The organism is Bacillus aerolatus, assembly GCF_009183655.1.
GTDB lineage: Bacteria > Bacillota > Bacilli > Bacillales > Domibacillaceae > Pseudobacillus > Pseudobacillus aerolatus.
The window spans coordinates 138,349-164,325 of the sequence record NZ_WEIO01000003.1; the positions used below are offsets into that span (position 1 = coordinate 138,349).

A 25,977-nucleotide genomic window follows, 5' to 3' on the forward strand; every position below is an offset into this window, starting at 1 on the left:
TTTTTATGCACAGGCTTTTGTCGATTATGCGCGGCTGGCGGTGATTTATGCATGGGCCAAGGGCTTATGCGCGAATTCTATGAGTTTGTGCGCCGCTTTACTCGATTTATGCACGACAATCATTAATTTGTGCACCGACTTGAAGCATTTGTGCACGGCCTCAGATCCCGGCGCCCATCAAAAACCCCTCCAGGCACGGCCTGAAGGGGTCTACTAATCAACTTATTTCGCAATCGGCAACGGAGTCACGTATTGGGAATATACGTATGCTTCGTTGTATGCCAATTCGTCTGAGATGACTTTTTGCCAGCCTGAGACTGGGTTGCCGAGCATAGCAACTGGCATGCCAGCTTCTCTGTAGGCGAATTGGATGGTGCCGTTTGGCAGGGAGCGAACGTTTAAGTTTTCTACATTCGTCAAGCCAATTTGGTATTGGCCGAAGTCTTTTTGGCCGAGGGCTTTGTCGATCCGGTACATGTGACCGGCAACTTTAGCTCCCCAGTCAATGTCAGACGCGTACCTTACATTAATGCCGACGCCTTTGTTTCCTGGTGCGGCTCCGTTAGCAATCGTCTGTTTCCAGGCAGTAGCCGGATTCGGAATGACGTAACGGTCGTTTAAGTAGCCGTCAGCTAAATGGTATACACTGTCTTCTGGAGTCGGAAATGACTTTCCTTCTTCCGGTTTGCTGTCATAAACGGCAATTCCGAACAGGTTGTTGTTTTTATACGCATGCCCGCTTGTGCCGTAGTCACTTTCATGGATGGCCATGCCCAACATCATGAGTGCGTTAATGCGCTTTTCTGCTTCAACCTTTTTAAGGGTTGCGCCCAGGCCTAGCAGTTTGCTCTTTTTCGTCGCGTCTTTATATTTTGCAAGACCTGTTGCTTCTCTTTCAGCGAGTGCTTGGTTAATGTAGCTGTCCAGTTCATCCGCTGTATAGTTCGTTGTTGACCGTGCAGATAAAAACTGGAAGTACTGATAAGCGGTTCCGGCTACGCGGCCTCGGTCATTATAAAACGTGGCATTGTCCCAGCTGTAGTACTTGTTTCCTGCAGTCATAAAATCTGGTGCCGGTCCAGCAAGAAATGAAGCGTATCTATTCGCTGAATACAAATAAATATGATAATACAATTCTCCATTTTTCACGTTGTAGTAGCTGCGTCCTGGTGCGCCTTCAAAAGGAACTAAAATGCTGTCTTCGTGTTTCATGTAAAATTCTTTTCCACCAAGAGAAACTTTCACAAAGTTTTCGTTCGATGTAATATATTTCACTTCATTGTTGAATCCGGCAGATGTAGGCATGTACGCTTTTAATGTCTTTAACGTCGAGTCACTAAACAGGGTGACTGTCGCTTTCGTACTGCCGGCAAACACCATGCCTCCGTTTGTTTTCATGTGAATGATTTTGTTGTTTTTCAAGATCAATTCTTGACCACGGCTGTCCATTGCCTGCTTTGCAGTTTCGTACGTGCTGTATGACAGAGACGAATAAGTCAGCTTGCCCGTTGAATCGATGTCAGCTAATTGGTAAGGCTTCGCTGGCTCTGGCTGCGGCTGTGGTTCCGGCTCTTCTTTCGGCGGTTCAGGTTCTGTCACAGGCGGTCCAACCGGATCCGGAGATGATTCTCCGTTTGCTTTCGCCGCTTCCAGCAGGCGGTAAATGAATGCCGCTGCGTGGTCGCGTCTGGCATTTTCCGCCGGGTTAAATATTGTGCTAGAGTAGCCTTGAATAATTCCAAGAGAGACCGCTTTACCGATGGCGATTTTATGGGCAGAGCTGAGTCCTTCCACGTCGGCAAAGCCGGATGGTTTATACTCAACGTCCATGCCTAAATAATCAAACGCATTGCTAATCATCAGTGCCATATCCTGTCTCGTAATTAAAGCATCCGGATGGAAACGGCCGTCTGATCCGCCGTTGACAATTTTCGCGGCTGCCGCTGCATTCACGCCAGGTGCCAGCTTTAACGTTGACGGCACGTCTTTAAAAGTGGACGGCCCTTCTGGCAATTTCAGCGCACGCGTTAAGAAAGTGGCGAATTCTGCGCGAGTGACATTTTGTCTCGGCTTGAGATCACCGTTGGCGTAGCCTTGCATGACTCCCGCCTCGACCATCGCCTTCATTTGATCTTCTAATGTCACTGCTGCTGCTTTCGTGTTTAAAGGCGAAAAAAGTGGGAATAACAAAACAAATGACATAAGTAGCGCAACAATTTTCTTTTGATTCAATGTGGTACTCCTTTCGAGAACAAAATTTCCTTTTTTACACTCTTTTATTCTATCGGATGAAGCGCGGGAATTTAATAGATAAAAAGGATAATTTTTATTAAGATTTTATTAAAAAAGTAGCCTCGGAACAATTTCCAAGGCTACTGATTCTATTATTTATTATTTTGCGTTCATAGAGTTATAGATTGCTGTCGTGAATACTTCACGAGTGGCACGGTGGTCACCGTAGTATTTATCTGTTTTGAATACGCCTACTTTGTCGATAGCGCTCATTGTAATGATTGGCTCATATGCCCAGTACTGATTGCCAACGTCTGCATAAGAGTTAGACGCTGCTGCTGCGTTACCCAATTTTAAATCAAACGCTCTTTGAACGATGACAGCCATTTCCGTACGGCTCATGTATTCATCAGGACGGAATGTTTTGTCCGGGAAGCCGTTGATGATGCCCGCTTCGCGAATCGCAGCAATGTCTACTGCAAAACGGTTGGATTTTGGCACGTCTTTAAAGTGGCTCATAACGACCGGTTTGCGATCAAGTACACGGTTAATAATCGCTGCCGCTTGTCCACGTGTAACCGGCTGATCCGGTCTGAACGTGTAATCATCAAATCCTTGGATGACGTTTTTATCAGTTAAAGCAGTGATTGCTTCATATGTTGCGTCTGTTTTTTCGACATCTTTAAAGCCGTCAAAATGCTCGACTACGCGTTTCGCACCCGCGTATTTTGGACCCCAGTAAGAGTCGTTCATTGAAACAAGGGCAATCCCTTTGCTGCTTGTTGCATTCAATACCATGTTGTTTCCTGCATAAATACCGACATGTGAAATTCCTTGTCTGTATGTGTTTTTATAGAAAATTAAGTCTCCAGGAACTAATTCGCTTTTTGAAACTGATGTCCCAATTTTATATTGCTGGTCTGTCGTTCTTGGGATGGAGACTCCTTCATTTTTATATACATATTGAGTAAACCCTGAACAGTCAAATCCGCGCGGCGTTGTGCCTCCCCATACGTAAGGAACACCCATGAATTTTTTTCCGAAGTCTATCATTGATTCTCCAATTGATGCCGCTTGTACTTGTGTATGTGAAAGTGTAGGTATTGCGACTGGTGCCGTTGTCATTAACATAAAAGAAGCTAATCCACTTGCTACAATCTTTTTAAATTTACTCACGGTAAACCCCCTGAAATATTGAAAAAATTTCTCTCTATTTTTTCTCGATGAAGCTATTGTAGCAAAAATAAACCTACTATTCTTTTACGTTTGCATTACATTCACGTTTCGCTATGTAACTTACAAAAAGACCGACATTACAACATTTCCAACCTTCCCATACATTGGAAAATACACAGATTGATATAATCCGCCCGTTTTTCATCGAATAATACATAATGGTGTAACATTGAAACAAAACAGTAATATAACAGAATTTACTGAAAATTAATTTTGGATAATGATGAGATTTGTTGAAATGTGTTTCTGTAAAAGCAGGATGGTCCTGATTCTGACAGATTTGGCCTGTAATACTCCGTTTCCAGTCAATAAACGAGTTTCCTCGCAAAGAAGGCTGCCCGCTTCATACGGGCAGCCTTCTTTTTTAGTTTGATCTTAGTTGTTCGTTTACTGTCTTCGCCAGGAAAGCGGAGAAGCTGGCACGATTAATTGTCGTATATGGACGGAATGTGCCGTCTTCGTAGCCGCTGACGATGTTTTTGGCAGTGAGGCCGTTAATGTATTGATAGCCGGTCACTTTTGAGTTGATATCTTTAAAGGAGCCGTTTGTCTGGCCGGCAATGTTATAAGCTCTGGCAATCAGGATCGCCATTTCTGCCCGGGTAACTTGTTCGTTCGGACGGAAAGTGTTGTCCGTAAATCCGGAAATAACTTTCTTTTCGGCGAGTGCTTCGACATAGCCAGACGCACTGACAGCAGCGGTGACGTCTTTAAATCGTGTGCTGCGCTTCGTGCCATCCACGCCGAGTGCCTGACCGAGCAAAACAGCCGCTTCGCTTCTTAATATTGAACGTTCCGGCCGCATTTCGCCGTTCGTGTACCCTTTCATTATGCCTTCGTAATATAAAAACGTGACGAAGCGGTTATACCATTTATTCAAGACAACGTCTTTTAACGCTGGCGCTGCATTGTTCACTTTGAGCGAAACAAAATCGTTGCTTTCTTTGCCTTCAACGACGGGATGAACGTAATAATTAATCGTTCCTTGTGTAGCATAGTCGGTTAATTCTGCAGCGGTCGCATGTTTAGCGATTAACGAGTCGAAACGGTACACGTTGTACGTTGTAAACTTTGCAGCCGCTTCGCTTGTGTCAATCGTGATCTTTCCTTTCCCGTCTGCTTCGTATGAGAGCGTGACACCGTGGTCAACCGGATTTTTATCTGTCTGTGCGAGGCCATAGCCAAAATAATCGTCCTTCCCTGCTGCGCCGAGATCAACGGCGTTTTTTTGCAGGAGCGTGCGGATTTGTTTGTTCGTCATTTCCGGATACTTTTCTTTGTACAAAGCGGCAAGACCGACGACATAAGGTGAAGCCATCGACGTGCCGGAAAGAGTTTCATAGCCGCTTGCCTTTAAAGCAGTTGGATATGTACTGTAAACTTTTTCCCCCGGGGCGGTAAGTTCCACTTCTTTGCCGATCGAGGAAAGTGGACCGTGCATTCTTTTTTCATTGATAGAAGCAACAGCGATGACTTCGTCAAATTTTGCCGGGTATTGAACTGATGACGGCTCTCCCGTTAACGGCGGACCTTCATTCCCTGCCGCTGCTACAACGAGAATGCCGCTGTCGTAGGCGCGCTTAATCATCCGCCTGAGATTGCTGTCTTCATATGGTGAAGTAATACTAATGTTGATGACATCGAGCTTATTTTTAATCGCCCATTCTACTCCCGCCATTATCGTTGATGTCGTGCCTTCGCCGAACTTGTCAAGCACTTTAACGGAATAAACTTGGGCGTCAGGCGCTACACCAACGACACCGATCGAGTTGTTCTTAGCAGCGATGACGCCGGCTACGTGGGTACCGTGGCCGTTATCGTCGTTGTAGGAGTTTTTGCAGCCATCCATGCGGAGAATGGTCATCAAGCATGCGCCGCCGGCCACTTTCAGGTCTGGATGTTTCGTATCAATTCCGGAATCCAGAATACCAATTTTTACTCCTTTGCCAGTCAGTGCACTTGGCACGCGCTTGTCTACTTCAACAGCTTTATAGCCCCATGGAACCGTTTGAGCGCTTTTTTGTACGGGTTTGTCATATTCGATCGACTGAACGCCCGGGTGGATCTCCAAAAGTTTCTTCTGGGCATCTGTCAGTTCGACAGCGGCGGCCGGTAATTCGTCAAATATGTAGTTAATATCCTTCGTATATTCTTCTAATAAACTACGATCTACTTCTTCATAAAATGAAATGACAGCTCTTTTTTGTTCGAGCGAGTTTGCATGTGCAGCTGTAGGGGAAATATGAAGAAAGAGAAGCGCAGCAAACATAAGAAGAAAATATTTAATCGTTTTACTCAAAGCGACCACCTCTCTTTTTACAGAAAATAAAATAAAGGAGACAGCAAGCTGCCTCCTTTCTATTGTAACTTTTATTTTATTAGAATTCTATTTTACTATTTACCTATTTTGCTACATCATACAAGGCATCGACTTCGTAGCCTTTAGCTTTGTAATAATCCAAAGTCCCGTAGTAAATCGCTTTTGCTGCTGCGTTTCTCCAGTAGTCGGAACGAAGCTTGTCATTGTCGCCTTTATTGTCGATAAAACCGAGTTCTGTCAAAACCGCTGGCATCGTATTTTCACGGATGACGTGGAAGTTGCCGTGCTTCACGCCGCGGTTCGATAAATTCAACGCCGTGAGCAGACGGTTTTGAATTTTCGTTGCAAGCAATTTGCTGTCATCCACGTTCGGATTGCTGTAAGCAGCATTATAGAAATATGTTTCAATGCCGTTCGCCGAGCCGTTGAACGCGTTCGCATGAATGCTGATAAATGCATCGGCACCAACCGATTTCGCATAGTCGACACGGCCGCTTAAGCTGACATATTTGTCTGTTGAACGTGTCATTCTCACTTGGAATGGCGTTTGCTTAAACAGGTTGTTTACTTTTAACCCTGTATCAAGCACGACGTCCTTTTCTCTAATTCCGTAACCAGCCGCACCAGGATCGCTTCCGCCATGGCCTGGATCAAGGACAATCACTTCTTTGGCGATGCGCGGATCGACGTTGCCGGCATTATTCGCTTCAGCTGTGTTACGCAAATAAGCACCATGCACAAACCCTTCAATAGAACCATATTTAATATAGTTCCATGAACCTACTTTATAGGCACTTAACACTTGCTGGTCTTGCTTAACTGCTCCCACTTTCGGATATACGTCACTCGGACCTGTACGGATATTTAAGCTATCTACATTAATCCAGCGGGCGTCCTTAAAGCTGACTGTATTCTCTTTTAGACGGAAGTCAGGGTTAATTGCGCGCGCCAAAAAGACTGAGAAATCAGCACGGATAATTAATTCTTCCGCACCGAAAGAGCCGTCTAGTTTCCCTTGGGCAATGCCGCGGGATTTCAGCGCATTGGCTGCACCAGACAGCTTGTTGTCATAGGCATATCCAAATGCTTTACTGATCATGACAGCCATTTCGCCGCGTGTTACTTCTTGATAAGGGTGGAATGACTTGTCACTGTATCCAGAAAGAATTCCTTTTTCAGCAGCAGATTGTATGTAGCCTGAGGCAAACATACCGGAGCCTACATCCTTGAATGTTGTAACACGTTTTGTGCCATCAAGTTGAAGAGCACGGCCGATAAATGTAGCTGCTTCTGCGCGGGTCACTCTTTTATTCGGGCTGAATTCTGCAGCGGAAGCACCTTTGGCAATACCGCCGTCAGCTAAATAATAAATCTCCTTCATTGCGCGGTGGGAAGCCCCCACATCTGTGAAATTTGTTGCAGCCTGGGCTGTATGTTTAACTCCGAATAGAGGAATGGCCAATACAAATGACAAAAGAACCAAAATTACTCCTTTTTTCATACCTCTACCTCCCTTCTTATTTTTTTCCATTTTAACATATCGGTTTGAAAACAAACGTGAATCTCCGAAACTACTTTTTAAATTTTATTGAACAATATTACTAATCAATTAAATAAATGTATATTAACCCTAAAATTGCCATAAATACGTAATGACTGTAATCTAATTGAAAAGAGTCTAAATATTCGAATTCTTGCTCTTTTTGTCGTTTTCTCTCTTTTTTTAATTGTCCAGTTCGAGAGACTGAACAGGCGCTTCCGCTTTTCTATTGTCCAGCTCCAGGCGCCTAACCCCTCGAGGTCAAATAACCTTTCCCAATGAAGTCAAAAAAGCGACTTCTTTGGGAAAAGAACATTTGCTTGTTGGGGCTGAACAGGCGCTTCCGCTTTTCTTATTTCACCTTTTTTCTCTTCTCTTTTTGTTCTATAATGAAAGGATACGAAATTTTGCGGGGATCGCTCGGTGCAGACGGAGCTTCTTTCGATTGCCCTTCCCCTGTTCACTATAAAAAAGACCCGGTGCGGCCGGGTTAATCGATCAAACGGAGGTTTGCCCAAATGCCTGTTCATTCAGAAGCACTGAAAAGCCAGCTAGATTCTTTCGGAGCAAAGTTAAAGGCGGGATTAAACCCGGCTCTTCCCAGTGACAAACTCATTATGGAAAACGGGTTTCGTCTGTATTCCGTTGGGCGGGCAACGGTACAGCAAACAGACAGTGGGTTAATTGCCGGTTCGGTGGAACAGCCCGATGGCTCATCATTTAATGTGCATCTCGACCTTTCCTTCCCTTCTTCCAGCACATGCACTTGTCCGGCAGAGCATTGGTGTGCCCATCAAACGGCCCTTTTCTTTGAAGCGTCCCGGGATTTTATGGAGCCAGTGTACGACTTTCTGAATGACTGGGTGACTACGCCGCAAAATCCGGCAGCCATTCCTGGTGTCATGCGGGCGAGTGATTTGCTGAAAACGAGAACGGCTACGGACGATGGGCCCGATATGTGGATGAAGAAAATAACAAACACGGCACAAGAGCGGTTAGCCGCCCGTTCTGTTCATAAAAATCCGTATATTATCGAGTATGAAGGCAGAAATTTATATGAAGATTTATTAAAGCAGCGGCCTGCGAAACGGGAATGGCAGCCGCTCTATGAACTATATGTAAGCTTCGGCTTGCTCACTTATATGACAGACTTATTTAACGAGACGCAAATTTCCCGGGAATTATTACACCGGGCTTGTTCATCTTTCTTATTTTATTTAGTAGAAGAAGCTTCAGGTGCTGCCGAAGACATCGGCGTGCATGCCCTGCCATTTGAGTTTGATCAATACATTGGTTATTTGCGCCGGGAAACGGCTGCGCTGTTAACACCTGAGAAAAAAGTATTTATCGGGCAGCGAATCGACCTGTACCGCCATTTATGGACATCTCTTTTCAAACGGGAAGCGTGGCGTAAAGAAGAGCGGATGAGACTGCAAACACTTATAGAAGAAAAACATGATCTCGCTTTGTCGATCGGTTATTTGCATCAACTTTATTTAGCGAATGAGCTTGAAGCTTTTGCTGCAGCGGCGAAAAGCATGCCGGACACAGGAGTAGATTTGTACTTGTTCTGGCTGATGGAAGCATTCAGCGCCAAACAATATGAAAAAGCACGGATGCTCGTCAAGATCGCCGATGAAAAGCTGGAAGGCTATATGCAGCAGCTGGAAAAGGGCGACAGCATGCAGAGCCGCCGGTTTGCCCACTGGTTTTTAACGTATATTGATACAGACTGGCTCATGGAAAAAGAGCCGCTCCTTTATAAAAGCCTGCTTGAGCGGATGCTGCCATACAGCTACACAGATTTAAGCTTATATTTCATTCAAATAGACCAATATCGGGAATGGGTGGAGCTGCAGCTGTGGATGGACAGAGAGCTGCCGGAGCTTGACCGGAGCGGGCTGAAGGAAGCAGTGAAGCATGCGCCTGAGGAAGTATTGCCGCTCTTCCATCATGGCATTCTCCGCTTGATTGATGAGCGCAACCGCGCGAGCTATAAAAAAGCGGTCCGTTACTTGAAACGGCTGCGAACGCTGTATAAAAAGTTAAAACGGGTTGATCGTTGGGAACTGTATATAAATGACTTGCTGGAAGAAAAAAAACGGCTGCGGGCTTTCCAGGAAGAATGTAGAAAGGGTCAATTAACGGATGCTTAAAACAAGAACGATCATGATTCAAATGGAATGGACAGAAGATAAGCAATTTTTTCTTTGGGCAACAACGGCGGAAGACACCCCTATTCCACCAGCCGTGTGGGTGAAGCAGCTGTTTCTCGGTCATGAAGAAAGCTTTTACGGCTCCCAGCTGCGGGACGTTTATTATAATGGCAAAGATGGCGTTCTTTTGTCCGCCTGGCAATGGGTAACTTTATTTAAAAGCGAGCAGTTCAACCGCTTTATCCGCTGGGAATGGGATGAACTCGGAGACTTCAGCCTTGCTGCCGCTCCAACTGTGTACGACGCGGTGACAGATGGCAGTTTTTTGCCGGAATTTAAAGAAGAAGGATTGTCTTTTCAAGTACCGGAGGCTGTCTGGGAAGAGTTCTCTTCTGATTTCTGGGACGATTCCGTCGTTCATATGAGCAACCGCGAGCTTGTTGCTTCTCTTTTTCAAACGTGTGCGGAACAAGCATTTGCAGAAGCAGGAGCGGTTCGTACACAAGTCAGCCGGTTAGCAGGGGGAAAGCTGACGCCGGAAGAACTGAACCGTTATTTCGATGCAGCCCGCTGGCGGGAGTGGCTCGGTTCGGAAAAAAGCGCCGCTCCGTTTGCAACCGGGCTCCGGCTGACAGAACCGGCAGAAGACAATGGCGAGTGGACGCTTGAAACGGTGCTGATCAATCAGAAAAACAGTGAAAAAGTGTATCCGCTGAACGGGAAGGTCCTGAAAAGCTGGATGCCGTTCCTTGCAGAAGCAGAAGCCGAACAGGCGCGCTGGCTGCGGCTGTTTCCATGGCTTGAACAAGAAGGTTCACTTCGTTCTAAGCTGCCAGAAGAACAAGCGTTTATATTTTTAACGGAAGCAAGTGAAAAACTGATTCAGCTAGGCATCCCCATTCTGCTCCCGTCATGGTGGGAATCGATCCGGAACGCATCTTTGTCGCTGTCCGCCAAAGTATCATCAGCGGGCGCAACCCGCCGCCCTTCTTTCGTCGGCCTGCAGGCAATTCTCGACTTTAACTGGCGGCTGTCGATGAACGGCGCCGATTTGTCGGAAGAAGAATTTGCGGAGCTGGCTGCGAGTAACCGCCGCCTCGTAAAAGTGAACGGCGAGTGGATCCAGCTCGACCCTGAAATGGTGCGTAAAATTCAAGGATTAATGAAAAAAGCGAAAAAAGAAGGACTGCGCCTCCAGGACTTGCTGGAACAGGAACTCGCTCCTGAAGAAGAGCCGGTGGATGACTGGACTGATCCGCGGTTGTTTGCCCATATTCAAATTGAACTGAACCGTTCGTTCAAAAAAATGATTGCCCAGCTAAAAGACGTCTCCTCTCTTCCGCTCGTGCCGGCTCCGGCTAATTTGCATGCGGAACTTAGGCCGTACCAGCAATTCGGCATGAGCTGGCTGCTATTTTTGCGCTCGTGCGGTTTCGGTGCTGTGCTGGCCGATGATATGGGGCTCGGAAAAACGATTCAGCTCATTTCTTACTTGCAGCATGTGAAAAAGCGGGAGCAGCCGAAAGCAGCCGCATTGATCATTTGTCCGACCTCTGTGCTCGGCAACTGGCAAAAAGAGCTGGAACGCTTCTCTCCCGACTTGCGGGTGGAGCTTCATTACGGAAGCAGCCGGAAGCAAGGAGATGACTTTCAAAAATCGGCCCGGGAAGCGGATGTGATCTTAACAACGTACGGCCTTTCCCATCTCGACTTTGAGACGATCTCATCAATTGAGTGGAGCACCGTCGCACTAGATGAAGCGCAAAACATTAAAAATGCGCAGACGAAGCAATCAAGAGCGATCCGCAAATTAAAAGGCGGCCATCACATCGCTTTGACCGGCACACCGATGGAAAATCGGCTCGCTGAACTTTGGGCGATTTTTGATTTTACGAACCACGGCTATTTAAACAGCTTGCAGCACTTTCAAAAACATTACATTGTGCCGATCGAGAAAGACGGCATGAAAGAAAAAATTGAAAAGCTGCAAGCAAAAATTCGCCCGTTCTTGCTGCGACGGACGAAAAAAGATCCGGAAGTAGAATTAAACCTCCCGGACAAACTTGAACAAAAAGAATATTGTCCGCTCACAACAGAACAGGCGGTGCTTTATGAACAGCTCGTTAACGAAACGATGGAAGAGATCGGAAAGCTGGCTGCTTTCGAGCGCCGCGGGCTGATTTTACAAATGCTGAACAAAATTAAGCAACTGTGCAACCATCCTGCTCTTTATTTAAAGGAGCAAGAACCGGCGCATATTATCGAACGCTCCGAGAAAATGAACAAACTGATGGAGCTGGTCGGCAATATTATCGATCGTGAAGAGGCATGCTTAATTTTTACCCAATACATTGGAATGGGCGAAATGATCCGGCAGGAAATCGAAAAACGATTCGCGGCCACCGTTCCTTTTTTAAACGGCAGCACGTCTAAAGAACAGCGCGACCGCCTCGTTACCCAATTTCAAGACGGTCACTTCCCTGTCTTTTTGCTGTCGCTGAAAGCGGGCGGCACCGGGCTGAACTTAACGGCTGCGAACCACGTCATCCACTTTGACCGCTGGTGGAATCCGGCTGTTGAGAATCAAGCGACGGACCGGGCTTACCGAATCGGGCAAAATCGATTCGTCCACGTTCACAAAATGATTACGACAGGGACGCTCGAAGAAAAAATTGATTTAATGCTTGAAAAAAAACAAGCGCTCAACGACGAAATCATCAGCAGCGACCAGTGGATTACAGAAATGAACGACCACGAACTAAAAGAACTGCTGCAACTAGGAAAAGCGTAAGCGCCTTGACCAGCCCCGACAAGCATAAGACGAACTGGTGAAATGGCGTTTTTCAGCCATGCAGCCAGTTTGGCTTATGACCTCGAGGGGTTAGGCGCTGAAGCTAGACAATAGGAAAAGCGTAAGTGCCTGTCCAGCCCCGACAAGCAAATGTTCTTTCCCCAGAGAAGTCGCTCTTTGACTTCATTGGGGAAAGGTTATTTGACCTCGAGGGGCTAGGCACTGAAGCTGGACAACTGGAAAAGCGTAAGCGCCTTGACTAACCCCGACAAGCAAATGTTCTTTCATCTTCTTATCAATATAAAATAGCCCATACGAAAGAGCCGGTTCAGAGGATGAGCCGGCTCTTTTCATGAGGCAGTCTTTCGTGGTTTCGTTACTTGTGGAGCCTGTTCGGCTAAAAGGAGTGGACAAGCGCAGGATGTACTAAGTATCTTTTAACACGGGATGGTCGATTGTTGAGCAGATGGCTGAGGATGTTCCCGAAGTTGTTGTTGTTCCCATTTCTTTAATGTTTCTTCTACTACGCGAAGTCTGGCAAGTGTTTTCCCAAGGCAATAAGTAACTTCTTCCAGTCTTTTTTCTAATTCTTCGTTTATCATACTTTGTTTCGCCCTCTTCTTCCCTTCTTTTTATGGAATCGTTAAAATCGGCAGCAGCTCAGAAGAATCAGAGCGCTTCTTATCCATAAACCGAACCGTATGAACGCTCACTTCCGTTACATATATTTTTTTGCCTTCTTTATCTTCATAGTTCCGTGTCTGGATCGTGCCGAGCACGCCGACGAGTGATCCTTTTTGACAGTACTTTGCCGTGTTTTCCGCCGATTTATTCCAGACGGTACAGTAAATAAAATCGGTTTCCGCCACTCCTTGCTGATTCCGATACGGCCGGTTAACCGCTATCGTCATATTTAAAAATGGCCGGCCGTCAGCTGTATATTTCACTTCAGGATCTTTCGTCAACCTGCCAACGAGCGTCACTTGGTTAATCAATCGGCTCCCTCCTTTCCGTAAAGATGAGTTCATCATAATTGAGGAAAGAACGAGAGTAAAATTGACATTTTTCTTCAATTCATGCCAAATTCTACAAATAACTATTGTTTCTGCATAGAAACTGTCAGATTAGCGCTGGAATTGTTAAAAACCTACTGATCCAAGTTTGTATAGTTCTTCTGAGGAACGTGCTATACTTTTTATTGGAAGCAATTGAAAAGGAAGGGAGTTCAACCTGCATGAAAACCTTTAAAATTGCCGGCTTTTATTTCGCCGGGCAAAACGACGCCCAAGAAATCAAGGTAATGGATGGACTGATTATTAATAGAGAAGACGACAAGCGGTCCTGGCTCATTGAACTATTCGTTGATTCCGCGTATGAAGGCATACTCCGAGAACACGAAAATCATGAAGACGACTTAAAAGTCCAAGTGATCATCACTCACCCGGACAACGATCCCGCTCTCTTCTCCGCAAGAATGAGAGAATTAAACAAACTTGAAAACGGTATCAGCGTCCTCTTCGAAGGAAAACTTATGCAAATGCGCACCGAATACGCCAAGCAAGTACTTTCCGACCTCGTCCAGGAAGGCCTCGAGGGAGACGATCTCATCGACACATTCAGCACATACTTAAAGAAGCGGATCAACACCCCGTCCGTAAAGAGGACATGATGAACGTCCGGCTTTGTATTTTGGGGCCGGATGTTTTTTTATGGAGCGCGACGAATGGGCGGTGTGCAGGATCCAGGGCCGGCGTACATAGTGCTCTGGCCTCGCCAGCATGCATAGCACAATTTCATTCGGCCCGTACACAAATCACTCATGCTGGCACACAAACTCATGAGGCCCGCGCATAGGCCCCTCTGCCTGACTCAACACAGCCATCCAAATAAAAAAAGCAGTTCCTATTTTCGGAGCTGCTCTTTAGTGAATGATGCCGGATTCGAGATCGTCACGGCCTGTGTCAATTTTGTATTGGAGTTTTTGGATTATATATTGAATGTCCTGCTTACGGTAGTCGCGAACTGGCAATTCTTTTTCATAGGCATGGTAGTAAAGAAGGGCAGCCAGGGATAATTCAAATTCGTCTGCCGGCGTCAGTTGCTCTTCTTTTTTTTTAGTTGTTCGCTTAAAAAATCGATATAAAATTTCGCTTCCGCTCTGCAAGAAAAGTCAAAATCGGTACCCATTTCTTTTTGCAATGCTTCCAACTCCTCCAGCTGGCCGGACGTTGGTTCTTCCGAAAAAATTCTTTCGATGACTTCATTAATTTTTGCGGCTAATTCTTCGTGAAATGCCGGGCTCGTTTTGATCTCTTCATCGACTTTGTCATACCATGACGCACTCGTATGAATGTATGTTCTCCATTCATCAAGAAAGTCTTCAAAACGATACGTTTTTTCGTCCCATAAAATTCTAGCCATATATTGTTCAAATGCTGTCTTAATTGATCGAGTGATACTTATTTTTATACCTTGAGATAAGTTGCTTAACATTGACAATAAGTACCTCCTAGAAAGTCCTGATGAAACTTTGTAAAAATGATAACATCTAATACTTTAACATACTTATACAGGAGTTGACAAAGTTTTTTCCCAATGAAAAAAACAGGGAGCGGCCCCTGTTTTTTCATCTCGCATTGACTGGAATAAGTGCAACAAACCCTCAGCAGTAAAAAGTGGCTGAGGGAAGTTTTCTTTATTGGTCTTTATTGTTATCATCATTCATGTCGTTTTGGTCTTCAACCGGCTCTTCTCCTGGCGTGTTTTCATCTTCAGCAACGTCACCGTCTCCCGGTTCATTTGTGTCATCTGTCATGTTGTCATCCGTACCATTCATATCGTTTTGTACGTCATTCTCGGCGTCGTTCATATCATTTTGCACGTCATTCTCAGCGTCGTTCACATCATCGTTTACGTCTTGCTCTTCTTCTGTCACTGGACCTTCGTTGTCTGCAGGATCATTATCATTATTACCGCACCCCATGAGCAGCATAGCTGCCAAGGCAGATCCCCCGACGATTTGTAAAAGTCTTTTGTTCATTCAAAATAACATCCTTTCTTTGTTGGCATCCATTTCCTCTACTATCCTTTCCGTTTGCAGGAAAAATATACACAAAAAAAAACCGCCTCAAAAGAGACAGTTATTTTAAAGCAAATGTAATTTCAGCTTCACAGGCAAGTTCACCGTTTACTGTAGCAACGGCTTTGCCTTTTCCGACCGGACCGCGCAAACGAGTCATTTCCACTTCGAGGCGGAGCTGGTCGCCAGGTACTACTTGGCGTTTGAAGCGACAGCCGTCAATTCCGGCAAAAAAGGCGAGCTTGCCGCGATTTTCCTCTTTGATCAGCATCGCGACCGCTCCTACTTGAGCAAGCGCTTCAACGATTAAAACGCCGGGCATAACCGGATAATCCGGAAAATGGCCATTAAAAAACTCTTCGTTAGCCGTTACGTTTTTAATGCCAACCGCTTTTTTTCCTTCTTCTAATTCAAGGATTTGATCGATAAGCAGAAAAGGATAGCGATGCGGAATGATTTCTTTAATTTGCTGAATGTCCAACATTTTTTTCCCACCTTATAATAAACTTTTATAAAGGACTTCCATTAAGTGTATCCACGTTCGGGGCAGGAAAATTTCAAACGGATTTCCATGCCCGATAATGCTGTAGCCAACAATGGCCCCCGCTGTCGCAAAGAGCCCGATTAGAAATAAATTGACAATGAATCGGCCAAGGGGTGTCAGCCGTGTTCGTTTTTTCTTTCTTTGCAAGTCTTGCGTCAAAATGTCTCGTCCCCTCTAGCGTACGCCGTTTATAAGCCCCATCATTTGGTCAGCCAGCGAGATCGAGCGGGATTGAAATTGATAGGAACGCTGTACGTTCGTCAACTCAGCCATTTCTTTCGCAAAATCGACATTTGATTTTTCAAGCGCGCTTTGCTGCATCGCAATATCTGTACGCCCGGCAGCTGTTATCTCTTGTAGAATTTCGTTTTCGGGAACAGCCGGATCATCAGGAAGAGTCAATAAATTCGATCCTGCCTGAGTTAAAAATTGCGGCCGCCTCAATTCGACAACGCCCAGGTTAAACGTTTGACCGCCGATACGCAGCCTGCCTCCGTCTTCAAGTGTGATGTCTCCGTTGTTTGAATTGAACGTAATCGGCTGGTTGTCCTCTCCAAGCACTGGCCGGCCTTCTGTCGTCACGAGCATCACTTCATTCGCATTAACCGGCGTTACCGCAAAAGCACCGTCGCGAGTATAGTGAATCTTCCCCTGGCCATTTTCTTGTACAAGCACTTTGAAAAATTGGTTTTCTTTCGTAAAAGCGAAGTCCAGCTTGCGCCCGGTCGGCTGCACACTTCCTTGCGCGCCTGTCATTTGTGTCTGGCCAATTTTCGCGCCAGTTCCGATGCGGATGCCGCTTGGCGTCAAACGGCCAACCTCTTCGTTTGCCCGAAGCATGTTCGTCACGTTCTGATTCATCAAGTCCGTAAAAGAAGCTTCCCGGCGCTTATACCCATTTGTATCGAGGTTCGCGATGTTGTTGCTGAGTATATCCAGTTTCTGCTGCAGTTGGCTTAATGTGTTTACAGATGTAATCAACGTTTGGTTCATTCCATATCCTCCCGGGAAGATTAATTCACTCGGCCAACTTCATTGGCGGCTTTTTCCATGCTGCGATCATAAGCAGTCAATACTTTTTGGTTTGCTTCAAATGTTCGGTAAGCCGACATCATATCTGTCATTGTCCGGGCTGCGTCTGTGTTTGAGCCTTCTAGAAAGCCTTGCTGCATCCGAAATTGTACATCGTTTCGGGCAGCGGCATCAGGAAGTTCACCGTTTTCCAAACGAAACAGACCGTCCCCTTCTTTAATGAGGAGATTCGGGTTTTCCGCAAAAGCCACGCCAATCCGGCCGGCTGGTGTTCCGTCTTCCGTGATCTGGCCGTTTTCGTCAATAGCGATATGTTCTGAAGTCAGCTGAATCCGATTTCCAGCTGGATCAAGAACGTAATGACCGCTCGCGGTCGTCATAAATCCGGCGGCATCCAGTGTGAAGTTCCCGTTGCGTGTATAGCGCTGAATGCCGTCCTGAGCTTGTATTTTAAAGAAAACCATTCCTCTTTGTCCAGTATCTTCGTTCACAGGCATATTTACATCGAAAAGAGCCGCATCTGTCTTCAGACCTGTTTCGCGTAAATCTCCTTGTGTAAAATTAGGCATTGTTTCCTGCACGTACACACCTGTGTTCAAAGCACCGATGCGCGGCTCAAACGGGAGATTCAGCTTTTTCCGAGCCGGCACGGACACTTTATCCATCCGCTGCAACAGCATTTCCGGGAAAGCCCGCAAGGAAGACTGATCCGCTTTATAGCCTGGTGTATTAGCATTTGACATATTATTAGAAAGAATCTCCGTGCGGCGCTGCTGCGCAATCATGCCTGAAGCTGCTGTGTAAAATCCGCGAAACATATACCCACCCCGTTTAAATTAGCTTTGTTTTTGATAATTTATCCATATTATCGAGCATTAAACCCGTGCCTACGGCTACACTATCCATTGGATTTTCTGCGATTAAAACCGGTACTTTCAGCTCTTCAGCGAGCAGTTGGTCAATGCCGTGGAGCAGCGCGCCGCCGCCTGTTAGAATAACGCCGCGGTCGATGATGTCGGCGGACAATTCCGGCGGCGTTTGTTCTAGTACATCTTTTGCTGCTTTCAGGATGACAGCGATCGATTCTCTAAGCACTCCTTCAATTTCTGCCGAATTCACGCTTAAAAGGCGCGGAAGCCCGGTTACCATGTCGCGTCCGCGGATTTCCATTTCTTCGTTGCGTCCGCCCGGGTATACACTACCAATCGTAATTTTAATGTTTTCAGCTGTTCGTTCACCGATGAGCAGCTTATACTCTTTTTTAATGTAATTTAAAATTTCATTGTTAAAGTTGTCTCCGGCCACTTTAATGGAAGCCGCTGTGACGATAGATCCCATAGATAGAACAGCCACATCCGTCGTGCCGCCGCCAATATCAACAACCATGTTGCCGCTCGGTTCGAATATATCCATGCCTGCTCCGATCGCTGCCACTTTCGGTTCTTCTTCTAAATAAACAGTTTTTCCGCCGCTTTTTTCTGCTGCTTCACGAATCGCTTTTTGCTCGACACTCGTAATGTTCGTCGGGCAGCAAATCAAAATGCGCGGCTTGGAAAGCAAGCCTTTTAAGTTCAATTTATTAATAAAGTGTTTCAACATCGACTCAGTCACATCAAAGTCCGCAATGACCCCATCTTTTAACGGACGGATCGCAACGATGTTGCCCGGCGTTCTGCCGACCATACGATACGCTTCTTCGCCGACAGCCAGGACTTTATTCGTATTTTTATCAATCGCCACGACAGATGGCTCATTTAACACAATCCCTTGGCCTTTCACATGAATCAACACGTTTGCTGTCCCTAAATCAATTCCAATGTCTTTTGAAATCATCAGAGCAGCCCCCCTTTTTTTATAAGTAGTTTTTATTTATTTATAGTTTTTTATGTCTTTTTTCATATAAAACAGGTAGAGTTCCCAATTTTTTATTTTATCATATTTTAGGTAAAAAAAGCCGGGCTAATTGTGAATTTTCTTATTCACCAGAAAGGTTCACATACGATTATTTTATCGTTTCCTAAACAACAAAAAAATCCGCCTCTCCAGGCAGATTTCCTTTTTATAGGGACACTCACACTTCCGCGCCCGAACCGCTTGCTTTTTTTAAAGCTGCTGAATACTTCTTCTTTGTCGCTTCCCCTCCACGAAGATGGCGAATGGATTTATGGTAATCCAAAATTTCTTTTACCTGCTGAGCAAGCTCCGGGTTAATTTCCGGCAGCCGCTCCGTCAAATCCTTATGCACCGTGCTTTTTGACACGCCAAACTCTTTAGCAAGCACCCGCACTGTTTTTCTCGTCTCCACGATATACTCTCCGATCCTGATTGTCCTCTCCTTGATGTAATCGTGCACACCGCTCGCCTCCCTCATTGGATGTGAGACATGTGAAATGAGACTCGCTTTCGCTTGGATGAAATAATATAAATCCGCATGCAACGGCGCCTGCACACGGAAAGAAAGCTCTCACTTTCTTTTCTTCCGCAACTAGACTGCTCTCATTATCAACAGGTATTTTTTCGTCTAACGACCCCTCACCTCAAACAATCCCTTTTTCTTTTTACAGGTTTTATTATTACTATATTGGCGGCAGTGGGAAATTATGTACGGGAAAGGAAATAAATGAGGTAACACCCGATTTTGACTGAATATCGGCGCCAGCCGACTGTAATTGGGGAGGTGACGGCACTGAATGGAAAGTGTTCGCGGGTGGATGCTCGTGCACAAATCTAAGGAGTCCGCGCACATTCCTCCCGGCGTTGTGCATAAATACTTGAGATCCGTGCACAAACGCCAAAAAAAAGCAGCCCATTATGAGCTGCTTTTGTCTTCTAGTTCGTTTTCAATGGTGCTGCTGTTTTGTTCTTGTTCAGATGGGCTTTCTTCGGTTTGTTCAGTAGACTCTTCTGTTGCTTTGTCAGTTGATTCTTCGTTTTGTTCAGCGGACTCTTCCGTTGCTTTGTCGGCTGATTCCTTTGTTTGTGCCGGCTGGATGGATTCTTCGATCGCTGCCACTGTTTTGTCGATGCAGTTGAGCGGGTTGATCGCTACATTGTCTTTGCGCACTTCGAAGTGCAGGTGGACACCAGCTTTTTCGTTGAAGAGGCTTTTTCCAGCTTTAGCAATGACGTCGCCTTGGGATACTTGATCTCCTTCGGCCACTTGAATATCTTTAACTGATTGATAGTTTGTAACGAATCCATCGGCATGTTCAATGACAATGACGTTGCCAAGTAAGGCGTCGTTTTCTTGTACTTTTGTCACTTTGCCGCTTAAGGCTGCTGTCACATCGAATGTTTTGCCGCCTTTTGCTGTGTAAGCAATACCTGTGTTCGGATGGTACGTATTATTGTAGACTACGAGAGCAGCTTCTTGCTGTTTTTCAGATGCTTTTTCATCGTAAAAGCCTGTTTTGACTACTGCTTCATCTGCGTTTTTCATAGGCAAAGCCATTTGCTCCACAGATGAATTGACTTCTTCCGCTGGCTGATTAAACTGTCCTTCGATTGCACCTTCTTGTGACTCCTGCCCTTGCTCGTTGTTTGTATCCGCCATTTGGTACCAGATAATTCCTGAAATTAAGATGGCGGCACTCATTAAGTAGACAGCAGGAAACATCCAGCGGTTCTTAAAGATTTTCTTCATTTTTTGAGAAGTGTTTTTCTTTTCTCCCTCTCTCATGTTCATCACCTCAGCAACCAGTGTGAACACTTTTCAATGAATCTATACATCCAATTGGAAAAATTTTAGTTTTTGCAAAAATCGTTATAAATATGCCACAAAGCAGAAATTAAGAGCGAGGAAAATCGTGATAGAATGGGATAAATCTTATAATTTAGTAAGGCGGTGCGTTTAATTGAAACGTTTGGCAAGAAGCTTGTCCACCATTGCTCCTCTTTTATATATGGCAGCGGTATGGATTATGTCCAGCATGCCTGATAATGCGGTTATCGAGCTTCCCCAAAGAAATGTGGACCGCTTTTTGAAAGAATCACTGCATTTAATTGAATTTGCCATTTTATATAGTTTGATTGTGAATGCATTTTTGGCAAACGGCCGTTTTACGAATGCCGCTCATGTGACTGCCGCTCTGATTGCCTGTTTTTACGGGCTGATTGACGAAATCCACCAGGCGTTTGTTCCATCCCGTTCGGCGACAGTCATTGATGCTTTGAAGGATATTACAGGTGTTCTCATTTGTTATTTTATTGTTCAATATACTTATTTTTCGCGCCCATACAGCCGGATCAGCAAATTAATGCATAAGTTCAGCCTATGGGCGAGCTCATAACTCTTTGTTGTTGCTATAACAACGAGGAGTTATTTTTTTGCCGTCACTTTTTCTTTCACGAAGCTCTCGGCATCTTCTATTTTCGTTTGCTGATAGTAATGCGCAATAATTTGTTTATGGTTTTTACCTTCTTTCGCCATGCCATTCGCCCCGTACTGGCTCATGCCCACGCCATGCCCGTATCCTTTCGTCGTGATGATCACATTGCCTCCTTTTAGCACCCAGTTAAAGTCAGAAGAAGGGAGACCTAGTTTTTCGCGCACTTCTCTTCCTGAAAATTCTTTTCCGCCGATTTCCACTGCAGCAATCCGCTTACCGGATGTTCGCGCCGTAATTGTTCCTGCTTCAGTACCGGCTTTCACTGACACTCCGAGTTTTTTCTCAAATTCAGCGAGCGGCAGCACTTTTTTCGAACTGTACTTAGGCGATGTTTCATCCCACGGACTTGTGACGCTTTTTAAATAAGGAAGCGGTTCGTTCCAATAATCTTCTGAGTTCTCTGTGTAGCCGTTGCTTGTTGAGAAAAAAGAGGCAGTGATGGGTGTGCCATCGTATGTAATGATCTGCCCTGCTGTTTCTTTTACTGCCGCATCAATTTTCTTCGCTTTCCAGTTGAAATCACTTCCCCAAATTTTCTTCAGTTCTTCTTTCGTTTTGAACACTTGATGGTTCACCGTGTCGGTTACGTGCGCCTCGCCGCCGTTTGTTGTTTTGCCATTCATCATCTGCTTAACGATAAATGTTCGGGCTGTTAAAGCCTGAGCTTTCAACGCTTCTTTTTCAAACTCGGCTGGCATTTCCGCTGCTACAACTCCAGCGACATATTCTTCAAGCGGGAAGGTTTCGGTTTGCTTCGATGTTGCACGAAACACGGCTACTTCTAAAGCGGGCTCCTGCAGGGCAGACTCGGGTGTCTGCTTTTTCGGTTTGTCCGCTGTTTCTTCTTCTGATGAAAAAAGAATAACTAGCAGTGAAGGAACAATAATGGCAATCGCGGTGAGAACAGCAAGTAGAAATGAGATTGAGTGTCGTTTTTTCATCGAAAAGAAGCCTCCATCTGTAAGATTGAGCGGTCAATAACTGCTCACTTCTAAGAATATGGCAGGCGCCGGTTTGATATGCCACTTTTCCATTCGCCATAAAAATCCAGAATCTACTAATAAAAAAAGGCTGTTCCAAAAAAGAGCCGGGCGCCTCCCTACTGCTATATAGTATAAAACGACAGGTAATATACTATCTTTTAGCGTGTATAGGAGGAGCCGGGCACTTATGGAACAGCCTCTTTCATTTATGCATTCATATCAGTGATTATTTTTTGGGATGGTTTTACTGACGCTTTTGTTTCTTCTTTCACGCGCGTAATGTCTGCGCCAATTGCTGCCAGTTTGATGTGGAAGTCTACGTATCCGCGATCGAGATGCTTCAGCTCTGTCACACGTGTATAGCCTTCTCCAACTAAGCCGGCTAAAATTAAGGCAGCAGCTGCACGCAAGTCTGTTGCCGCGACTTCAGCGCCTTGAATATCTGCTGGTCCGTTAACAATAACGGAACGGCCTTCTATTTTAATATTGGCGTTCATGCGGCGGAATTCTTCCACGTGCATGAAGCGATTTTCAAATACAGTTTCGGTAATCATGCCCGTGCCATCGGCTTTTAACAGAAGAGCCATCATTTGCGACTGCATGTCTGTCGGGAATCCCGGGTGAGGCATTGTTTTAATATCGACAGCCTTCAGTTTTTCCGGACCGATGACGCGCACGCCATTTTCTTCTTCGATCACTTGAACGCCCATTTCTTTCAGCTTGGCGATTAAAGAAGACATGTGCTCAGGCACGGCTCCTTGAACGAGTACATTGCCGCCGGTGATCGCAGCCGCAGTCATAAATGTTCCTGCTTCGATACGGTCAGGAATGATGGCGTGGTCTGCTCCTTGGAGTTCCTTTACGCCTTCGATCCGAATCGTTTCTGTACCGGCACCAACGACTTTGCCGCCCATTTTATTTAACAAATTCGCAAGGTCGACAATTTCAGGTTCTTTAGCGGAGTTTTCAAGCACCGTTGTACCGTCGGCTAAAGCAGCAGCCATCATAATATTCTCTGTCGCGCCTACACTTGGAAAATCAAGATAGATTTTCGCACCTTTTAACCGGTCTGTCACTTCTGCTTCAATAAAACCGTTTTCTACCCGTACGACCGCACCCATTGCTTCAAATCCTTTTAAATGCTGGTCGATTGGGCGTGAACCAATGGCACATCCGCCTGGCAGTGCTACTCTCGCTTTTCCTGTACGGGCAAGTAATGAGCCCATAACAAGAACAGATGCTCTCATTTTGCGCACATATTCAAATGGCGCTTCCACGAATAGTTCTTCAGATGCGTCTACAGTTACTGTATTGTTTTCAAAATGTACTTGACAGTTTAAGTGGCGAAGTACTTCATTTATTGTATATACATCAGAGAGAGTCGGCACATCCCGAATCACGCTCTTTCCTTTACTGGCTAATAATGTAGCGGCGATTACTGGCAGAACTGAGTTTTTTGCACCTTCTACTTTTACAGTTCCGCTTAGTTTTTGTCCGCCGCGGACGATAATTTTATCCAAGGTTTTCCCCTCCGCGTCCAATTTATATATTAATATTCAATCGTAATGATGGGCGTGCCGATCACAAAGTTTGTCCCGGCGCCTTCTTGTTTTTTTCTTAATCCAACTTGCACGTTCATTTCATTATCCGGTAATAGAAGGCTGCTACTAAATTGATCTGAGAAAGCAGTGAGAGAATAAAAATCTTTTTCAGAAACAACTTCTTTTTTTTCAGCTTCCCAGCCTGATAGTAAATGAGAAAGTTGATTTGGCAAAACTTCTTCAAGCTTATCATCAAACTTCCCTTTGATACAAGTGAAAACCTGTGGTGTACTGTGGAAAATGTGTGAATACGCAGACTCAAAATCCTTTGCTAGAAATTCCCTCATCTCTTCTTCATCCGTTGCAGTAACAGAGTAAAGCACATAAGCAACACTGCCGGCTGTGCCGGAAGAGACAATTTTAACTTGCTGCTGGACTGTTCCGTGTGAGTGTACAGCAGTAAACATGACATTCTCCTTTTTATCGGTAAATAGAACCTTCCAATCGGATAAATATGTTTGCAGAAAACGAGCCGCATCCTCTGACTCTTCTTCTGTCAATTGTTCCCGAGTATGTAAAGCCCATTCTTCGATCGTTCCCTCCACATCTTTAACACTGTCAGTCAACAGCAATAACGGGTCGCTTTTATTTCCTGCATTCGTGTTATTCCCAAATAAAAAGACAATGAAACAAAACAGTAAAATATATTTAAGATTGTTTACTAGATTCATTGAAATCATCTCCCTTATGACCAGTGTGACCCGGCACAAGAAAGATAAACAGGGAAAAACACGACAAATTAAGCGCTTTGTCGACAGTGTGTCATTTGTTCAAATGTTCACTTACCATTATATAATATAAGCAGGTAATATAAAACTCCCTAAAGAAATAATATACAAATTTGAAAAAAATACAAGCATGAAAGAAGAACTATTTTCGTTTCCTGTTTTATAATCATTGGAATAAAAGCGGCAATTGGCGGGACCACAAGAAGTAATCAAGGAAGAAATTGCTGACCGCAGAACCGATCGCAATAGATAGTAAGACGAATAACAAACGTGCCTGGAACACATGATTCGCTTTTAGTAGTTGGTCCAGGCGAACAGCTTGCAGCGCCCAGAATGATAAACCGATAAAAATAATATGTGACAAGATACTGACCAATGCATCCTGCCCGAAATTTGCCATCATTAACATCCCTCCATTAGAAAAGCGGAAACGCCTTGATCAGCCCCGACAAGCAAATGTTCTTTCCCCAAAGAAGTCCGCCCTTTGACTTCTTTGGGGAAAGGTTATTTGACCTCGAGGGGCTAGGCGTTGCAGCTAGACAACTTGAAAAGCGCAAGGCGCCTGCCTATTAAAGAACGCAGACTAAATTCGCCACTTCCTGTGACAACGTCTGCATGACCCGCTTCCTGCGGGCCTCAAGCATAAGACGAGCCGGCTGGAAGGTTGTTCTTTAACCTTCTGGACGGATTGGCTTATGACCTCGAGCCGATGGCGCCTGGAGCTAGACAACTTGAAAAGCGCAAGCGGCCGTTCAGACTCGGCAGACATAAGACGGACCGCCGAAGTGGCACTCTTTGCCACACAGGCGTGACGGCTTATGTCCGAGAGTCTGGCCGCTGGAGCTAGACAATTGTCTAACTTCAAAAAGTTAGCTTTCTTGTAAGTTGAAAAACCTCCCGTTTCCGGAAGGTTTTTCATTATTGCCCTTTGCCTTCATAAACGTCAATACGGTTAATTGCCCGTTTCAATGCTAATTCAGCACGTTTAAAATCTATATTGTCTTGTTTGTTACTCAGCAGGCTTTCAGCTCTTAATTTTGCTTCTTTTGCCCGTGCAATATCAATATTTTCCGCTGTTTCAGCCGCTTGTGCTAATATCGTCACCTGATCTGGACGGACTTCTAAAAATCCGCCGCTGATCGCGACCAAATCAGGTTTTCCAGCGCCTTTGCTTAAGCGGACAGCGCCAACTTGTAAAGGAGCGACCATCGGAATGTGTCCCGGCAAAATACCGAGCTCACCGCTCTGAGCTTTGGCACTGACCATTTCAACATCCGATTCGTACGCCGGGCCATCAGGAGTGACGATACTGACTTTAAATGTCTTCATTGTTTAACCCCCTGGTCC

General features: G+C 45.3%; 25 protein-coding genes. 5 read left to right on the forward strand and 20 right to left on the reverse strand.

The window, feature by feature from the left end:
- Nucleotides 1-222: 222 nt before the first annotated feature.
- The 4 genes from F9802_RS06720 to F9802_RS06735 all read right to left on the reverse strand — a co-directional run bounded on the left by F9802_RS06720 (nt 223) and on the right by F9802_RS06735 (nt 7,289).
- Complete coding sequence (locus F9802_RS06720) at nt 223-2,232, reverse strand: S-layer homology domain-containing protein (RefSeq protein WP_152150404.1); 2,010 nt, start codon at nt 2,230-2,232, stop codon at nt 223-225.
- Nucleotides 2,233-2,391: 159 nt separating this feature from the next.
- Nucleotides 2,392-3,408, reverse strand: a complete 1,017-nt coding sequence (locus F9802_RS06725; protein WP_152150405.1) for a C40 family peptidase — start codon at nt 3,406-3,408, stop codon at nt 2,392-2,394.
- A gap of 424 nt (nt 3,409-3,832) precedes the next feature.
- Complete coding sequence (locus tag F9802_RS06730) at nt 3,833-5,767, reverse strand: S8 family peptidase (protein ID WP_152150406.1); 1,935 nt, start codon at nt 5,765-5,767, stop codon at nt 3,833-3,835.
- A 103-nt stretch (nt 5,768-5,870) separates the two neighbouring features.
- Nucleotides 5,871-7,289, reverse strand: a complete 1,419-nt coding sequence (locus F9802_RS06735; protein ID WP_152150407.1) for an N-acetylmuramoyl-L-alanine amidase — start codon at nt 7,287-7,289, stop codon at nt 5,871-5,873.
- Between the two features lie 557 nt (nt 7,290-7,846).
- Between F9802_RS06735 and F9802_RS06740 the strand changes: the two genes are divergently transcribed.
- On the forward strand, nt 7,847-9,484 hold the full coding sequence (locus F9802_RS06740) for a hypothetical protein (protein ID WP_152150408.1): 1,638 nt from the start codon (nt 7,847-7,849) through the stop codon (nt 9,482-9,484).
- Nucleotides 9,477-12,275, forward strand: coding sequence for a DEAD/DEAH box helicase (locus F9802_RS06745; protein ID WP_152150409.1), 2,799 nt, complete (start codon nt 9,477-9,479; stop codon nt 12,273-12,275). Before F9802_RS06740 ends, F9802_RS06745 begins: the two co-directional genes overlap by 8 nt.
- 437 nt (nt 12,276-12,712) lie before the next feature.
- Here the strand turns inward: F9802_RS06745 and F9802_RS19565 are convergent, their stop codons facing one another.
- Both F9802_RS19565 and F9802_RS06750 read right to left on the reverse strand, forming a co-directional pair.
- Nucleotides 12,713-12,877 carry a hypothetical protein gene (locus tag F9802_RS19565; RefSeq protein WP_191991792.1) on the reverse strand — a complete coding sequence of 55 codons (165 nt, stop codon included), beginning with the start codon at nt 12,875-12,877 and terminating at the stop codon, nt 12,713-12,715.
- A 30-nt stretch (nt 12,878-12,907) separates the two neighbouring features.
- Complete coding sequence (locus tag F9802_RS06750; protein ID WP_152150410.1) at nt 12,908-13,270, reverse strand: single-stranded DNA-binding protein; 363 nt, start codon at nt 13,268-13,270, stop codon at nt 12,908-12,910.
- A gap of 239 nt (nt 13,271-13,509) precedes the next feature.
- On the opposite strand from F9802_RS06750, the gene F9802_RS06755 reads away from it, so the two are divergent.
- Nucleotides 13,510-13,944, forward strand: a complete 435-nt coding sequence (locus F9802_RS06755; RefSeq protein WP_152150411.1) for a YwpF family protein — start codon at nt 13,510-13,512, stop codon at nt 13,942-13,944.
- 425 nt (nt 13,945-14,369) lie between these two features.
- Here the strand turns inward: F9802_RS06755 and F9802_RS06760 are convergent, their stop codons facing one another.
- The 9 genes from F9802_RS06760 to F9802_RS06800 all read right to left on the reverse strand — a co-directional run bounded on the left by F9802_RS06760 (nt 14,370) and on the right by F9802_RS06800 (nt 20,609).
- The gene (locus tag F9802_RS06760; protein WP_152150657.1) at nt 14,370-14,768 is read right to left on the reverse strand and encodes a hypothetical protein; all 399 of its coding nucleotides are present in this window, start codon (nt 14,766-14,768) and stop codon (nt 14,370-14,372) included.
- Between the two features lie 202 nt (nt 14,769-14,970).
- Nucleotides 14,971-15,315 carry a hypothetical protein gene (locus F9802_RS06765; protein WP_152150412.1) on the reverse strand — a complete coding sequence of 115 codons (345 nt, stop codon included), beginning with the start codon at nt 15,313-15,315 and terminating at the stop codon, nt 14,971-14,973.
- Nucleotides 15,316-15,415: 100 nt separating this feature from the next.
- A complete protein-coding gene (gene fabZ, locus F9802_RS06770) occupies nt 15,416-15,838 on the reverse strand; it encodes a 3-hydroxyacyl-ACP dehydratase FabZ (protein WP_152150413.1) in 423 nt (140 codons plus the stop codon).
- Nucleotides 15,839-15,850: 12 nt separating this feature from the next.
- Nucleotides 15,851-16,057 (reverse strand): DNA-directed RNA polymerase subunit beta, encoded by a 207-nt coding sequence (locus F9802_RS06775; protein ID WP_152150414.1) that lies wholly within the window; start codon nt 16,055-16,057, stop codon nt 15,851-15,853.
- 15 nt (nt 16,058-16,072) lie between these two features.
- Nucleotides 16,073-16,891, reverse strand: coding sequence for a flagellar hook-basal body protein (locus F9802_RS06780; RefSeq protein WP_152150415.1), 819 nt, complete (start codon nt 16,889-16,891; stop codon nt 16,073-16,075).
- A 20-nt stretch (nt 16,892-16,911) separates the two neighbouring features.
- Entirely contained in the window at nt 16,912-17,748 is an 837-nt protein-coding gene (locus F9802_RS06785) for a flagellar hook-basal body protein (protein ID WP_152150416.1), read from the reverse strand.
- A 13-nt stretch (nt 17,749-17,761) separates the two neighbouring features.
- Nucleotides 17,762-18,763, reverse strand: a complete 1,002-nt coding sequence (gene mreB / locus F9802_RS06790; protein WP_152150417.1) for a rod shape-determining protein — start codon at nt 18,761-18,763, stop codon at nt 17,762-17,764.
- A 238-nt stretch (nt 18,764-19,001) separates the two neighbouring features.
- Complete coding sequence (spoIIID, locus tag F9802_RS06795; protein WP_152150418.1) at nt 19,002-19,283, reverse strand: sporulation transcriptional regulator SpoIIID; 282 nt, start codon at nt 19,281-19,283, stop codon at nt 19,002-19,004.
- 456 nt (nt 19,284-19,739) lie between these two features.
- A complete protein-coding gene (locus F9802_RS06800; protein WP_152150419.1) occupies nt 19,740-20,609 on the reverse strand; it encodes a M23 family metallopeptidase in 870 nt (289 codons plus the stop codon).
- A 175-nt stretch (nt 20,610-20,784) separates the two neighbouring features.
- Here F9802_RS06800 and F9802_RS06805 point away from each other — a divergent pair, with 175 nt between their 5' ends.
- Entirely contained in the window at nt 20,785-21,219 is a 435-nt protein-coding gene (locus F9802_RS06805) for a VanZ family protein (protein ID WP_225435215.1), read from the forward strand.
- Between the two features lie 29 nt (nt 21,220-21,248).
- Here the strand turns inward: F9802_RS06805 and spoIID are convergent, their stop codons facing one another.
- The 4 genes from spoIID to F9802_RS06825 all read right to left on the reverse strand — a co-directional run bounded on the left by spoIID (nt 21,249) and on the right by F9802_RS06825 (nt 25,033).
- Entirely contained in the window at nt 21,249-22,259 is a 1,011-nt protein-coding gene (gene spoIID, locus F9802_RS06810; RefSeq protein WP_152150420.1) for a stage II sporulation protein D, read from the reverse strand.
- 248 nt (nt 22,260-22,507) lie between these two features.
- Entirely contained in the window at nt 22,508-23,821 is a 1,314-nt protein-coding gene (gene murA / locus F9802_RS06815) for a UDP-N-acetylglucosamine 1-carboxyvinyltransferase (RefSeq protein WP_152150421.1), read from the reverse strand.
- 29 nt (nt 23,822-23,850) lie between these two features.
- Nucleotides 23,851-24,573: a YwmB family TATA-box binding protein gene (locus tag F9802_RS06820; protein WP_191991793.1), complete on the reverse strand. Its 723-nt coding sequence runs from the start codon at nt 24,571-24,573 to the stop codon at nt 23,851-23,853.
- Between the two features lie 223 nt (nt 24,574-24,796).
- On the reverse strand, nt 24,797-25,033 hold the full coding sequence (locus F9802_RS06825; RefSeq protein WP_152150423.1) for a DUF1146 family protein: 237 nt from the start codon (nt 25,031-25,033) through the stop codon (nt 24,797-24,799).
- 261 nt (nt 25,034-25,294) lie between these two features.
- Between F9802_RS06825 and F9802_RS06830 the strand changes: the two genes are divergently transcribed.
- Nucleotides 25,295-25,477 (forward strand): hypothetical protein, encoded by a 183-nt coding sequence (locus F9802_RS06830; RefSeq protein WP_152150424.1) that lies wholly within the window; start codon nt 25,295-25,297, stop codon nt 25,475-25,477.
- A 71-nt stretch (nt 25,478-25,548) separates the two neighbouring features.
- Here the strand turns inward: F9802_RS06830 and F9802_RS06835 are convergent, their stop codons facing one another.
- Nucleotides 25,549-25,959: a F0F1 ATP synthase subunit epsilon gene (locus F9802_RS06835; RefSeq protein WP_152150425.1), complete on the reverse strand. Its 411-nt coding sequence runs from the start codon at nt 25,957-25,959 to the stop codon at nt 25,549-25,551.
- Nucleotides 25,960-25,977 lie beyond the last annotated feature (18 nt).

What these genes read in the sequence shown, in the direction of transcription:
- F9802_RS06745 (WP_152150409.1), top strand. Translation starts at nt 9,477, where the DNA reads ATGCTTAAAACAAGAACGATCATGATTCAAATGGAATGGACAGAAGAT.
- F9802_RS06825 (WP_152150423.1), bottom strand. Translation starts at nt 25,033, where the DNA reads ATGATGGCAAATTTCGGGCAGGATGCATTGGTCAGTATCTTGTCACAT.
- F9802_RS06755 (WP_152150411.1), top strand. Translation starts at nt 13,510, where the DNA reads ATGAAAACCTTTAAAATTGCCGGCTTTTATTTCGCCGGGCAAAACGAC.
- fabZ (WP_152150413.1), bottom strand. Translation starts at nt 15,838, where the DNA reads ATGTTGGACATTCAGCAAATTAAAGAAATCATTCCGCATCGCTATCCT.
- F9802_RS06735 (WP_152150407.1), bottom strand. Translation starts at nt 7,289, where the DNA reads ATGAAAAAAGGAGTAATTTTGGTTCTTTTGTCATTTGTATTGGCCATT.
- F9802_RS06785 (WP_152150416.1), bottom strand. Translation starts at nt 17,748, where the DNA reads ATGTTTCGCGGATTTTACACAGCAGCTTCAGGCATGATTGCGCAGCAG.
- mreB (WP_152150417.1), bottom strand. Translation starts at nt 18,763, where the DNA reads ATGATTTCAAAAGACATTGGAATTGATTTAGGGACAGCAAACGTGTTG.
- F9802_RS19565 (WP_191991792.1), bottom strand. Translation starts at nt 12,877, where the DNA reads ATGATAAACGAAGAATTAGAAAAAAGACTGGAAGAAGTTACTTATTGC.
- F9802_RS06740 (WP_152150408.1), top strand. Translation starts at nt 7,847, where the DNA reads ATGCCTGTTCATTCAGAAGCACTGAAAAGCCAGCTAGATTCTTTCGGA.
- F9802_RS06765 (WP_152150412.1), bottom strand. Translation starts at nt 15,315, where the DNA reads ATGAACAAAAGACTTTTACAAATCGTCGGGGGATCTGCCTTGGCAGCT.
- F9802_RS06835 (WP_152150425.1), bottom strand. Translation starts at nt 25,959, where the DNA reads ATGAAGACATTTAAAGTCAGTATCGTCACTCCTGATGGCCCGGCGTAC.
- F9802_RS06780 (WP_152150415.1), bottom strand. Translation starts at nt 16,891, where the DNA reads ATGAACCAAACGTTGATTACATCTGTAAACACATTAAGCCAACTGCAG.
- spoIID (WP_152150420.1), bottom strand. Translation starts at nt 22,259, where the DNA reads ATGAAAAAACGACACTCAATCTCATTTCTACTTGCTGTTCTCACCGCG.
- F9802_RS06800 (WP_152150419.1), bottom strand. Translation starts at nt 20,609, where the DNA reads ATGAGAGAGGGAGAAAAGAAAAACACTTCTCAAAAAATGAAGAAAATC.
- F9802_RS06820 (WP_191991793.1), bottom strand. Translation starts at nt 24,573, where the DNA reads ATGAATCTAGTAAACAATCTTAAATATATTTTACTGTTTTGTTTCATT.
- F9802_RS06760 (WP_152150657.1), bottom strand. Translation starts at nt 14,768, where the DNA reads ATGTTAAGCAACTTATCTCAAGGTATAAAAATAAGTATCACTCGATCA.